Here is a 13,123-nt window from a genome sequence, read left to right as displayed (position 1 = left end):
CTACCTAAATCCGCCACCTAACAGAGCCGTTGGTAATGTAAAGAACAAAAAAAGCCCCAGTCTTTCGACTGGGGCTTTGAGTTTTCCCGATTGTAAGTTTCGTGCTAGCGAAAACCTACTTCATAACTAACGTCGTACTTATGCGTTAGCTTTTTCTTTCTTAGCTTTTGGTGCTGCTTCTTTCGCTACTTGGTCTGCTTTCTTCTTGATAACAGTTGTACCTTCGAAAGTTTCGCCTTCAACGAATGCTTTACCGTAGTAAGAAGCCATTAGAACTTCTTTTAGCTCAGTGATTAGAGGGTAACGAGGGTTAGCACCTGTACACTGGTCATCGAACGCTTCAACAGCTAGTTCGTCTAGTTTCGCTACGAAGTCAGCTTCAGAAACACCTGCTGCTTGGATAGACATTGGGATGTCTAGGTCGCCTTTCAGCTCGTCCAACCATGCTAGTAGACGTTCAATCTTCTGAGCAGTACGGTCACCTTCTTGGCTTAGGCCTAGGTGGTCAGCAACTTCAGCGTAACGACGACGTGCTTGTGGACGGTCGTATTGAGAGAACGCAGTTTGTTTAGTTGGGTTGTCGTTCGCGTTGTAACGTACAACGTTCGAGATTAGTAGTGCGTTCGCTAGACCGTGAGGTAGGTGGAACTCAGCACCAATCTTGTGCGCCATTGAGTGACAAACACCTAGGAATGCGTTAGCAAACGCGATACCAGCGATCGTTGCCGCGTTGTGTACTTTCTCACGAGCGATTGGGTCGTTTGCACCGTTCGCGTAGCTTGAAGGTAGGTACTCTTTAAGCATCTTAAGCGCTTGTAGAGCTTGACCATCTGAGTACTCGTTCGCAAGAACAGATACGTAAGCTTCTAGAGCGTGAGTTACTGCATCGTAACCACCGAATGCTGTTAGAGACTTAGGCATGTTCATTACTAGGTTAGCATCAACGATAGCCATGTTTGGCGTGATTTCGTAGTCAGCTAGTGGGTACTTAGCACCAGTCTTGTCGTCTGTAACAACAGCGAATGGAGTAACTTCTGAACCAGTACCTGAAGTTGTAGTGATACATACAAGCTCAGCTTTCTTACCCATTTTAGGGAACTTGTAGATACGTTTACGGATGTCCATAAAGCGCATTGCTAGTTCAGCGAAGTGAGTTTCTGGGTGCTCGTACATTACCCACATGATCTTCGCAGCATCCATTGGTGAACCACCACCTAGAGCTAGGATTACGTCAGGTTGGAAGCTCTTCATTGCTTCTGCACCTTTCTCAACAACAGATAGTGTTGGATCCGCTTCTACGTCGAAGAATGTTTGAACTTCGATGCCTTGCTCTTTAAGCAGTTTAACTACTTCATCAGCGTAACCGTTGTTGAATAGGAAACGGTCAGTTACTAGGAATGCGCGTTTCTTACCTTCTAGGTCGCTCATTGCGATTGGAAGGCTACCACGACGGAAGTAGATAGACTTAGGTAGTTTGTGCCACAACATGTTTTCAGCTCGCTTAGCTACAGTTTTCTTGTTGATAAGGTGCTTAGGACCTACGTTCTCAGAGATAGAGTTACCACCCCAAGAACCACAACCTAGAGTTAGAGAAGGTGCTACGTTGAAGTTGTAAAGGTCACCGATACCACCGTGAGTAGTCGGGATGTTTACAAGGATACGTGCAGTCTTCATCTTGTCACCGAAGTAACGGATGCGGTCTGCGTTTACGTCTTGGTTAGTGTAAAGACCAGATGTGTGACCGATACCACCGATTTCAACCATTGTTACCGCTTGAGCAACTGCATCTTCGAAGTTGTCAGCACGGAATAGACCTAGAGTTGGAGATAGTTTCTCGTGAGCGAACTCATCATCGTAAGAAACTTTACCTAGACCTTCACCTACAAGAACTTTTGTGTCAGCAGGAACTTTAACGCCAGCCATTTCAGCGATTGCTGGAGCAGGTTGACCTACGATTTTCGCGTTTAGTGCGCCGTCGATAAGAAGTACTTTACGTACTTTATCAGCGTCAGCTTTAGATAGAACGTGAGCTTTATGAGAAGCGAAACGCTCTTTCACTTCGTCGTAAACTTCGCTAACTACGATTGCAGCTTGCTCAGAAGCACATACTACGCCGTTATCGAAAGTTTTAGACATTAGGATAGAAGCAACAGCACGTTTGATGTCAGCTGTTTCATCGATAACTACAGGAACGTTACCTGCACCTACACCGATAGCTGGCTTACCAGAAGAGTAAGCTGCTTTAACCATGCCTGGACCACCAGTTGCAAGGATAAGAGCGATACCGTCGTGCTTCATAAGAGCGTTAGAAAGCTCTACAGATGGTTGGTCGATCCAACCGATGATGTCTTTTGGTGCACCAGCTGCTACTGCTGCATCTAGAACTAGTTTCGCCGCATCGTTAGTTGAGTTCTTCGCACGTGGGTGTGGCGAGAAGATGATGCCGTTACGAGTTTTTAGAGAGATTAGAGATTTGAAGATAGCAGTAGAAGTCGGGTTAGTCGTTGGAACGATACCACAGATGATACCTACAGGCTCAGCGATAGTCATTGTGCCTAGGTTGTCATCTTCTTCTAAGATGCCACATGTTTTTTCGTCTTTGTATTTGTTGTAGATAAATTCTGAAGCGAAGTGGTTTTTGATTACCTTATCTTCAACAATACCCATTCCAGATTCAGCAACTGCTTGTTGTGCTAGTGGGATACGAGCATGGTTAGCTGCAAGAGAAGCTGCGCGGAAGATTGCATCTACTTTCTCTTGAGAAAATGTTGCGAACTCTTCTTGTGCTGCTTTAACGCGTGCTACTAGAGCATCTAGTTCAGCTAAGTTAGTTACAGGCATGGTGGATCTCCTAAAATAATAAATATTAAAAACTTTTTAGTAAGGTTATTGTCTTTCGTTTTTACTGTTTATCAGCGACTTAACTAACAACCATCTTAGTAAATTGCTTTCATGGCTGAGTATAATATTTCAGAGTGTGAAAAAAATTGACTTGGATCAGTTCTCACAACTGAAATACCCCCAAAGTAGTGGTTTACCACAACAAAACAACATAAATCATTGATAAATAAATAAATTAAACTTCATTTTTTATTGAGCAAAAAAGAAGCAAACGAACTAAAAACTAAAAGAAATAACAACAATCTGTAAAAAAGTTTCATTTTTAGCCAACAAAATTACATGTGGACCCTAATTTTTGTGCTACTGAGAGTATATCGAATACGTCTTATCTCTCTACAAACCACCTTTCTTTTTGTGAAAAATGTGCGAATGTTAACGTTTGTGTAAATCAGTATGCTCTCTCATCAATTTTCTACGTAACAATTCGTTTCCAGATTGAATACATTTTCTTCAATAATTAGTTTTTCTCACAAATACTAGCCCAAATACGTTAGTTTTTTTCATTTCTTCCTACCGCACTTTTGCCTTACATTACCGCCTAAAATTACCCCCTCTCTTTTTCACTATTGTGAACGTTTACGAGTAAGCAACATGCAGACTTTAGAGTTAGCTATTTTCCTACAGTTTTTCTTAGGTTTGGTCGCAGCAGTGAACCCTGTTGGTATCATGCCTGTGTTCGTATCACTAACCGGTCATATGACACCAGAAGAGAAAAATAAGACCGCCACGACAGCCAACGTTGCCGTTGCGATTATTTTGATCATTTCTCTTTTTGCTGGTCAGTTGTTGCTGGATATGTTCAGTATTTCTCTGGACTCTTTCCGTGTTGCAGGCGGTTTACTACTTCTGAGTATCGCGTTCTCGATGATGAGCGGTAAACTGGGTGAAGATAAGCAAAATAAACAAGAGAAGTCGGAATACGTAAGCCGCGAACAAATCGGTGTAGTACCGCTAGCGATGCCTTTGATGGCAGGTCCAGGTGCAATCAGCTCAACCATTGTTTATGGCGCACGTTACCCAAGTGCACTCGACACGGTTGGTATTAGCGTTACGATCATGCTGTTTTGTTTTTGCTCTTGGTTGTTGTTCCGCTCTGCGCCTTTGATCGTTCGTTTCCTTGGTCAAACAGGCATCAACGTGATTACCCGTATTATGGGTCTAATCTTGGGCGCTCTTGGTATTGAGTTTATTGCTAACGGTTTAAGAAACCTATTCCCTGGTTTAGCCTAAATTTCATAACTTCTGGTATGATGTTGCAATCCGTTTCATTTTAACGCTGACAGTGCAACATCATGCCTCGCAAGTCTTTCAAGCATCATTTATACGTCATTATTTTCGGTACTCATACACGTGCTGGGCGTGCCTTCGATATCGCACTGATTATTGCGATCATTACTTCTCTCGTGGTTTTGATTCTAGAATCACTGCCATCGGTAATGACTGAATGGTCGCGAGAACTGCGTTACATCGAATACACCTTCACAGCCCTATTCACTATTGAGTATTTATTAAGACTGTACTGCTCTCCAAAACCTAAGTCTTACGCCACCAGCTTTTATGGTGTAGTTGATCTGTTAGCGATTCTGCCGACCTATTTAGCGATCTTCTTCCCTGGTGCTTCGTTTATGGGTGTAGTGCGATTACTACGTGTCATGCGTATCTTCCGCATCTTGAAATTGGTGCGCTACCTACAAGATTCCAACATATTGCTACGCTCTCTATTGATGGCGCGTCGTAAGATTCTTATCTTCTTTAGCACCGTAGGTATTCTGGTCACCATTTTCGGCGCACTGATTTTCGTTATTGAAGGTCCGCACAACGGCTTTACGAGTATTCCTAAAAGCATCTACTGGGCGATCGTAACGATTACCACTGTTGGGTATGGCGACATGGTGCCGCAAACTCACCTTGGGAAAGCCATCGCATCATTAACTATGCTGCTCGGTTATTCGATACTTGCGGTCCCAACCGGCATTATCACTGCAGAACTCAGTAATGAGATGAATGCGCACAAACAATTAGTAAAGTGCCCGAATTGTAATCGCTCTGGTCATGATTCAGATGCGATGCACTGTAAGCATTGTGGCAGTGAACTAGCAGATCCTGATAATCGCGTCGTGAGTGCGGACGAGGAAGAATAGAACAGGAATCGGCTTTCGATGCCTAAAGTGGATCGCTCCCGAATCTCAGGGCGTAATGCTTCCAACAAGAGATCCCCGACTGCGCTCCTTCGTCGCTTTCGGGAATGACGCGGCGTTAGTTTGGAGAACAATATCTCTCACTCTCAAGAACGAGGGCGCCAGCCCCTCTATTTGTCTCTCTTAATAAAGAACTTTCGCAAAGTACAGCCCGTTCCGTACTCCAGACTTACGATCAAAAAAGCCGATGAATTCACATCGGCTTTTATATAGCTTTTAGCTCTCACGCAAAAAACATTCCCGCAAGACGAAGCCCGTTCTTGGTTTAGCAACCATCAGTGAAGACTTCAACCTTGTAATCATCACCCTCTTCCATTGCAGTAGTGTATTTTACATAGCAGTTACTTGCTTTGATTGAGTCTCGGTCATAAGCTTTCACCCACTTTGATTGTGTGATAACTCGATAGTTTGGATTGGCTGGAGTTTTACCAGCATTGAATGCATCCCAGACCCATTCACCATCACCGTTTTTGTAGTTCATCTCAGCCGTCATAAACTGCTCTAGACCACCATTTTCTACAATTGGATAACCAAATTGGACGCTACCTGCACCATCAACATGGTACGCCGGAAGCTTTTCTTGTCCTTCAATAGCTGATTTACCGAAAGCAAGTTCCGCAGCGTTGTGCACAGAGGCTGCCATGCCCTGAATTGAAGAGACCCGAGCGTCATGCTGTAAGTTTAAAAAGCGCGGTGCAGCAACGACTGCAAGAATGCCTAAAATAACAATGACAACAACGAGTTCAATAAGGGTGAAACCTTTAGATGTTTGCTTCATAACAGCGCTCCGATTTGTAAGACGCAGCAAAGCTAAAGGTCAAAAGTCAATTTTTTGTCACGTGAATATCAAAAAAGCACCCAGTTGGGCGCTTTCAAAATAGACATCTCAAAGTTGAGACAAGCTACGCTTTCTCAGCAAGAATGATGCGTAGAGTACGGCGTAATGGCTCTGCTGCACCCCATAATAGCTGGTCACCGACAGTGAACGCATTTAGGAAATCATCGCCCATTGCCATTTTACGTAGACGACCAACAGGGATTGACAGGGTACCTGTTACTTTCGCAGGCGTAAGTTCTTGAGCCGTGATGTCGCGGTCATTCGGAATCACTTTTACCCAGTCGTTGTGCGTTGCGATGATTTCTTCGATTTCATCCATTGGCACATTTTGCTTAAGCTTGATAGTCAGTGCTTGAGAGTGACTACGCATTGCACCGATACGAACACACGTACCATCAATTGGCACTGGTGCATCTTGGAAACCAAGGATCTTGTTCGCTTCTACACCCGCTTTCCACTCTTCTTTACTTTGACCGTTGTCGCGCTTGACGTCGATCCAAGGAATCAAAGAGCCAGCTAGTGGCACACCAAACTTATCGGTTGGGAATGAAGAGCCGCGCATGGTGTCGGCAACTTTTTTATCGATATCGAGAATTGAACTCGCTGGATTTGCTAGTTCAGAGCTTACTGAGTCGTTGATTACGCCCATCTGAGAAATCAGCTCACGCATGTTTTGCGCGCCTGCACCAGATGCCGCCTGGTACGTCATCGCACTCGTCCACTCGACAAGACCTTTCTCAAACAGACCGCCAAGACCCATAAGCATCAAGCTAACGGTACAGTTACCACCAACAAACGTGTTTGTACCACCGTGAATGCCTTGTTGAATTTGTTTCAGGTTAACAGGGTCCAGCGTAATGATAGAGTCGTCGACCATACGAAGTGTCGAAGCAGCATCGATCCAGTAACCTTTCCAGCCAGCTTGACGAAGCGCTGGATAAACTTTCTCTGTATAACCACCACCTTGACACGTAATCACTGCATCAAGTTGTTTTAAACTGTCAATATCGAACGCATCTTGAAGTAAACCAGCTTCTTTACCTAAGTTTGGAGCTGGGATACCTATTTGAGACGTACTGTAGAAAACTGGCTCGATCAAATCGAAATCTTTCTCTTCAACCATACGTTGCATTAGGACTGAACCCACCATGCCGCGCCAACCAACTAAACCTACTCTCATCGCACTAACTCTCCATGTATATTTTTGAAACTTTCTCCATAGTTCAATTTTCGACACAAAATCTCAAGCCCTAATTTGCAAATAAACACAACTTTTTTAACGTTTACCGCGAATTTTTATAATCCAAGGTATTTTCTTCTCTTTTCTTATCGGTTCAGCACTAAAACCTACCGAGAAAACTGCCAACACTGTGCTACATGGTCTTACCACTCCGTGAGAAAACAACATTTGCAGCACATATTTTTTACATCACAAAACATTTCAAACTATTAAACTTAAAGTTTTTTAGTTATTAATTTCACAAGCAAACGTTTTATCGGATGAAAGTCAAGATAAAGCACCAAATGTTCGAAATATAATTTTTGTTAATGTATGTTATGCGCGATTAAAACAGGGAGCGGCCTTCCTCTATTGCTCCATGAACGACAGAGGCACATATGAAGCAAGTTACAACACGTCTTCCTAGTCTGATACAGGTATTTATCTCACTAGGTTTGTTTCTTCTTTTGGCATTTTCATTTACTGCCAAATTAGACCTTCCAATCCAGCTTGCGCTGTACATTGGTTGGTTCATTATCATGTTATTGGGTCTAAGATTAGGTCACCAATACAAAGACCTTGAAAAAGCAGCACTAAACGGGATTTCTAATGGTTTAGGTGCCGTGCTGATCCTTCTTGCTGTAGGTGCCTTAGTCGGTACTTGGATCTCTGGTGGTATCGTACCAACCATCATCTACTACGGCTTAAAAGCCATTCACCCTTCTATCTTCTTGTTAGCGACAATGATCATCTGTTCTTTGACTGCGTTAGCAACAGGCACTTCTTGGGGTGCGGCAGGTACTGCTGGTATTGCCATGATGGGAATTGGTCAAGGTCTTGGGGTTCCAGCACCAATTACAGCTGGCGCGGTTTTATCAGGTTGTTACTTTGGCGACAAAATGTCTCCACTTTCTGATTCCGTGATTCTTGCTTCTTCAATGTCAAACGTAGAAGTCGTAGAGCACATCAAAGGGATGCTGCCTATTGCCCTGATCAGTTACATCATTACGGGTATTATGTTTACTGCATTTGGCTTCCACTTCGCAGGTAAAGTGGATATGAGCCAAGTTGACTCAGTAATTCAGGCTATGGAACAACAATTTTTCATTACGCCTTATTCTTTTGTTCCAGTCATTATCGTTTTGGCTCTACTCGCTATGCGCATGCCTTCTTTCCCTGTGATCAGCTTCGGTTCACTACTAGGTATTATCTGGGCAGTAATGATTCAGGATGTAGACTTCCTAACGGCATTCAATACCGCTTGGGCACCATTTGCAATTTCTTCGGGTGTGGATTTCATTGACTCGATTCTGAACCGAGGCGGTATGTCTTCTATGCTAGGTTCTGTTGCAGTTATCGTATTTGGTCTTGGTTTTGGTGGCTTGCTAGATAAGGTGGGCGTGCTTGAGACAATTGCGAAACTGTTCGAGCGACGTGTTCAAAGTGCGGGCTCTCTAGCGACAAGCACCATTGGTACAGCTTTCATGGGTAACGTATTTGGCTCGGCGATGTACGTATCACTGATTCTGACACCAAAAATCTGTGCGAAAAACTACGATCGCCTTGGCTACAAACGTAAAAACCTATCCCGTAACGCCGAGTTCGGTGGTACGTTAACGTCAGGTATGGTGCCTTGGAGTGACAACGGCATCTACATGGCGAGTATTCTGGGTGTGGCAACATTGTCTTACGCGCCATTCATGTGGTTGAGCTTCGTGTGTATTATCGTCACTATCTTCACGTCGTACATGGGTTGGTTTGTCGATAAATGCGAACCAACAGCACCAGCAACAGAAGAACAAGCAGAAGGTGAACTAAAGCAGCAAACGGCTTAAATAGTTCTAACTTTCAATAGAATAGAAAAAGGACCGACGATTCGGTCCTTTTTTATGTTTGTCGTTTGGCTAAGCTCCGGCTAATCAGGCAGATTTGGTTCCTGCTCTTACCGCTGAACGTTTACCTAAGGCATAGCCCAAAACAAGAGGAGCAAAGAAGATCACTAGGATGAACAAAATGAAGTAGATGATGGTGCTCTTCACCAGTTCGATCAGTTTATCCATTGCAAGGTTCACAACCTCTTGTGAAACGTGGTCGAGGTCTTGCGCAAACTTCTCTCTTTCGTTTGTAATAATTTGAGCAATCTCTTGGCGTTCTCTCGCCACCATTTTTTCTAGTGCTTGTCGCTCTTCACTCAACTGAACCAAGCGCTCTTCTGTTTTCTGGTCGATATCTTCAACAAGTGGCTGCAACTGCACTGCCATTTGCTGTGCCAAGTTACGCATATACTCTGGGTTATTATCGATAAAGTCTTTCAACGACTCAGAAGTAACCTTCAAGCTGTTTAGCGCTGCATTTACTTGTTCGATACTTGCTGAGCTATTGAGTGCGAGCAACTGCGCTTTCCACGTCATGATTTTTGGTGTTTGTTCAGACACTAAGCTCAAACGATCAGACACATCACCGATAGCCTCAGGCATCGTACCCAATGTCGTTACAGCTTCTTCCTCACTGATCTGATTCGCTTGTAACCAAGCTCGATAAGCTGGTGTACGGATCATACTCAAATCCGCGAATGGGTATTTCTCAACAAAGTCAGCCACAAACACTTTGGTTTTCGAGTACACGTCTTTTTTCAACAAAGATTGTGCAAGCTTATCGACTTCCTTGGCTAAGTGAGCAGACACTTGTTGTGCTTCCCCGGTAGTGAATAGATCTTTCCCTGCACCGACACTGAAGAACTGGTCCATTTGGTGAGTAAATACCCACGTGTCAATCAGCGCCGCCATTGGCGAGACTTGGTAAGCGGCAGCTTGAAGCCCTTCTTCCGCATTGATTTTCCAAAGTAAAATATAAGATTGGTTTACTTTATCGTTAGGCTCGTAGTTGTCTTGGAGCACATCGGCAGCTTGCTCTACTTGAGCAAAGAACTGCTGAGCGTATTCACGCGTCATAATGCGCATGTTTAGCTCTTGTTTGGTGAGCGGTACAGTTTGACTATCGATTTTTACTTCTAAGAGAGAGCATCCCGAAAGGCTTAAAACCAGACAGGCTATCAACCAAGAAGACAGTCGGCGGATGAACATGAAATTACCTATGATCAAATGGTGTAGGACAGGAACAGTGACGAACCAAAGCATAAGGTTCGCAAGCGCCCCTTAATACCTGAATCTCTACTATTTTAAGTCAGAGGAATATCAATCTGTTAGCACTTCTCGAATGTTTTCACTATTAAGAACTGCCTCAGCAAAAAGTGTCGTTTTCTGCAGGGTATCTTCCAACATATCCAGCTTGCCTGTAACGACTTCCTGACCTTGTTTAATTAAAGATTCGATATCCCCAGATATATAGTGTAGAGGCATCGCCCCAATGCTGCCTGACACTCCCTTCAAGCTATGGGCGATACGCTGAGCGTGTTCTTCATCCTTACCCTCAGCTATCAATGTTCTTAGCTTCGTACCATCTTCAGAATGATCTTGTATGAAAACCTCTAACAACATACGCACAGACTCTTCATCACCAGAGAGCGAATCAAGCATTTTCTCTATATCGATATAAGGCTCATCCGTCTCCACGCTCACACTCGCGGCTAAAGAAGATGCATCGTCATTCTCTTCTTCTAGAGGTGTGGTTGGTTTTACCACATCCACAGGCATGCGCTCCTCACCACTTGGCTCGGTAACTTGCTTCTCTGTCGGCAAAATCACTTCAGATGGGTTCGGCTTCATTGGTGTATCCGTTTTTTCACAAGGTTGAATTGGAGCATCTAAGACTGGAGTTTCCTTGTAGAACAAAGCCCAAGAAACCACCGCGAGTAAGGAACCACTTACTAACACTAAAAAGGAGATGTAAAACATCAGCTTTTGTTCAAGAGAGCTAATGACAGAGGCAAACTGATTAGAAAATTCAGGGTTAAGCAATTGGTTAGCGAGGTGGCTGCCTTGAGCATGAGCGGCAAGCACATTTGACGTTTGAGCCAATCGACGTTGGAACGCCCCTTGCTCTTTTTGCTCTAGCTTTTGTGACTCGGTAAAAAGAGAATCAAGCTCTTGGTAAGTATCTGAGCTTGTCGCTGCATCGCTAAACATGGCTTCTAAGACCAAAGCACCTAAGCGATAGTACATGGTTCTCAGTTGCTCAGAGTTACTGGCTGACTCTCGGCTATTATGGAGTTGGTCAGCCAGCGCGACTAGCTCACTATCGCTACCGATAAATGTTCTCGCGCCTTCAAGAAAACGATCAGTTGAATAAAGCAGTTGCGTTAAGTCTGGACCACCCCAGCGGTCAGAGTACTCGCTCTGCAATTGCAAACGAACTGCATAAACAAGCTGAAGTTTGAGAGAGACTTGGTCAACGTGCTGAGCACGATAAGGCAGCTCAAAGTTAAAGATATGACGCACTTCATCAACCTTGCTGCTGAGTTCATCAACGGTTGAAATCGTACGTATGGTTTGTTGAGCTTGCAGCCAAATACCCACAGCAAAGGCACACCATACCGCAAACAAAAACCAGATTGCTTGTTTTATTCCCTCTTTGAATTGCAGCAACGCCCATTCCTCAATTATCTCTATTAATAACAAGCATATACCATGAAATGCGCTTTTAGTGTGCACACTTCACATAAAAAAAGAGAGCACAATGCTCTCTTCTTTCAATTAATTACGGCTCAACTGATCTTTCAAGTTTGGCGGTGTGCCTTTAATCGTAAGCGTGTCTGTCTCTGGATCGTAGAAAATACGCTCACCCAGCAACAGGCTATCAAAACTAATATTTAAGCCGCCACCAGCACCAACGTACTTAGTCAGTTTACGCACTGTAGAACGGTCGCCTGGGAATGACTCTTCCAACTCGTAACCTTGCTCTTTGGTGAAATCCATAAAGCTAGTACCATCTTGGCTAGGAGGAAGCTCACCAGACAGTTCAGAGATTTGCACCTCGTCACCTGATTTAATTTGCTCGTTACAGTAATTGTAAACCTGCTTTTTGTATTCGTTCGCTTCTTGCTTTTCTAACTTAGAATCGGCACAGAAATCTTCCACCGCCTGCATCAGCACTTGGTTTTGCTGTTTAGTGTCTAAACCAACATCCGCTTGCAAGAAATCCAAGAAGAAGTCTGCCACTTTACGACCTACGCGACCTTTGATGTAAGAAAGGTAACGGTTTGAATCACGATCAGTGTCATAACTCGATAGATCGATGCGTGCCGCGATATCCATCTTAGTGATGTCTAAATAATCCGTAGCATCGATATCTAAGCCTTCTGTCACTTTTAGGCTTTGGTTCATTGGTAAGATACCAATAAATAAATAATCCGTAGCCAAGCTCTGATACTCAGCAAAGACTAAGATACCTTCGTCAGCAAATGGGTACTTGATCAACTCTTCTTTCAAGCGATTTGCACTAATTTGTGAGAAATCATAAAAATCTCTCTCTCCTTTGCGCATTTCTTGAAGCCAAAACTGAAATTCGCTGTCTGATTGGAAAGAGCCGAAGCCTTTTCCTGCTTTAGAATGGAATACGCGATGCAGTTCCGCGACAAGGTTTTCTGTTGAGGTATCGTTTTCTAACGACGCCGGGCGAAGTTTAACAACCAGTTCGTCCTGATCGTTTTTGCACAATTGATGCAGAATAACGTTTGAAAGATGAAGGCTCATAGTGATTTTATCTTGCTACAAGGTTTAAGTTGTTGGGCATTGTAGGTTATCATAAGCCGCTTTTACTATCATTATTAGAGTCTTTATGCCGATTACATCTAAATATACTGACGAACAAGTAGAGAAAATTCTTGCTGAAGTGGGTGCTGTTCTTGAAAAACACGCTGCTTCTCCTGAGTTGACGCTAATGATTGCCGGAAATATCGCAACCAATGTCTTAAATCAACAAGTTGCTGCTTCACAACGCAAAGTTATTGCTGAAAAATTTGCTCAGGCACTGATGTCTTCTCTTGAAGCGCCAAAATCACACTAAAAA

General features: G+C 43.7%; 10 protein-coding genes. 4 read left to right on the top strand and 6 right to left on the bottom strand.

Going from position 1 to position 13,123, the window contains the following annotated elements:
* Nucleotides 1–138 precede the first annotated feature (138 nt).
* A complete protein-coding gene (gene adhE, locus OH459_RS23270; protein WP_005444662.1) occupies nucleotides 139–2,841 on the bottom strand; it encodes a bifunctional acetaldehyde-CoA/alcohol dehydrogenase in 2,703 nt (900 codons plus the stop codon).
* Between the two features lie 651 nt (nucleotides 2,842–3,492).
* On the opposite strand from adhE, the gene OH459_RS23265 reads away from it, so the two are divergent.
* Together OH459_RS23265 and OH459_RS23260 are read left to right on the top strand one after the other, a co-directional pair.
* Nucleotides 3,493–4,131, top strand: coding sequence for a YchE family NAAT transporter (locus OH459_RS23265; protein ID WP_005444661.1), 639 nt, complete (start codon nucleotides 3,493–3,495; stop codon nucleotides 4,129–4,131).
* Nucleotides 4,132–4,193: 62 nt separating this feature from the next.
* Complete coding sequence (locus tag OH459_RS23260; protein ID WP_005444660.1) at nucleotides 4,194–5,042, top strand: ion transporter; 849 nt, start codon at nucleotides 4,194–4,196, stop codon at nucleotides 5,040–5,042.
* A gap of 322 nt (nucleotides 5,043–5,364) precedes the next feature.
* Here the strand turns inward: OH459_RS23260 and OH459_RS23255 are convergent, their stop codons facing one another.
* Nucleotides 5,365–5,877 (bottom strand): type II secretion system protein, encoded by a 513-nt coding sequence (locus OH459_RS23255; protein WP_005444659.1) that lies wholly within the window; start codon nucleotides 5,875–5,877, stop codon nucleotides 5,365–5,367.
* Between the two features lie 124 nt (nucleotides 5,878–6,001).
* The gene (asd, locus tag OH459_RS23250; RefSeq protein WP_047516610.1) at nucleotides 6,002–7,117 is read right to left on the bottom strand and encodes an aspartate-semialdehyde dehydrogenase; all 1,116 of its coding nucleotides are present in this window, start codon (nucleotides 7,115–7,117) and stop codon (nucleotides 6,002–6,004) included.
* Nucleotides 7,118–7,554: 437 nt separating this feature from the next.
* On the opposite strand from asd, the gene nhaC reads away from it, so the two are divergent.
* The gene (gene nhaC / locus OH459_RS23245; RefSeq protein WP_005444657.1) at nucleotides 7,555–8,991 is read left to right on the top strand and encodes a Na+/H+ antiporter NhaC; all 1,437 of its coding nucleotides are present in this window, start codon (nucleotides 7,555–7,557) and stop codon (nucleotides 8,989–8,991) included.
* 84 nt (nucleotides 8,992–9,075) lie between these two features.
* Here nhaC and OH459_RS23240 read toward each other — a convergent pair whose 3' ends face one another.
* The 3 genes from OH459_RS23240 to yejK form a co-directional block, all read right to left on the bottom strand.
* The gene (locus tag OH459_RS23240) at nucleotides 9,076–10,239 is read right to left on the bottom strand and encodes a hypothetical protein (RefSeq protein ID WP_038898603.1); all 1,164 of its coding nucleotides are present in this window, start codon (nucleotides 10,237–10,239) and stop codon (nucleotides 9,076–9,078) included.
* A 111-nt stretch (nucleotides 10,240–10,350) separates the two neighbouring features.
* The gene (locus OH459_RS23235; protein ID WP_047516615.1) at nucleotides 10,351–11,700 is read right to left on the bottom strand and encodes an Hpt domain-containing protein; all 1,350 of its coding nucleotides are present in this window, start codon (nucleotides 11,698–11,700) and stop codon (nucleotides 10,351–10,353) included.
* Nucleotides 11,701–11,808: 108 nt separating this feature from the next.
* Nucleotides 11,809–12,807, bottom strand: a complete 999-nt coding sequence (yejK, locus tag OH459_RS23230) for a nucleoid-associated protein YejK (protein ID WP_005444652.1) — start codon at nucleotides 12,805–12,807, stop codon at nucleotides 11,809–11,811.
* An 85-nt stretch (nucleotides 12,808–12,892) separates the two neighbouring features.
* Here yejK and OH459_RS23225 point away from each other — a divergent pair, with 85 nt between their 5' ends.
* A complete protein-coding gene (locus OH459_RS23225; RefSeq protein WP_005444651.1) occupies nucleotides 12,893–13,120 on the top strand; it encodes a YejL family protein in 228 nt (75 codons plus the stop codon).
* The last annotated feature ends 3 nt before the right edge of the window (nucleotides 13,121–13,123 follow it).

This window comes from Vibrio sp. MM46, from assembly GCF_027587135.1.
Lineage (GTDB): Bacteria > Pseudomonadota > Gammaproteobacteria > Enterobacterales > Vibrionaceae > Vibrio > Vibrio harveyi.
The sequence above is the reverse complement of the archived record's forward strand: the minus strand, read 5'-3'. Positions and strand labels throughout refer to the sequence as shown.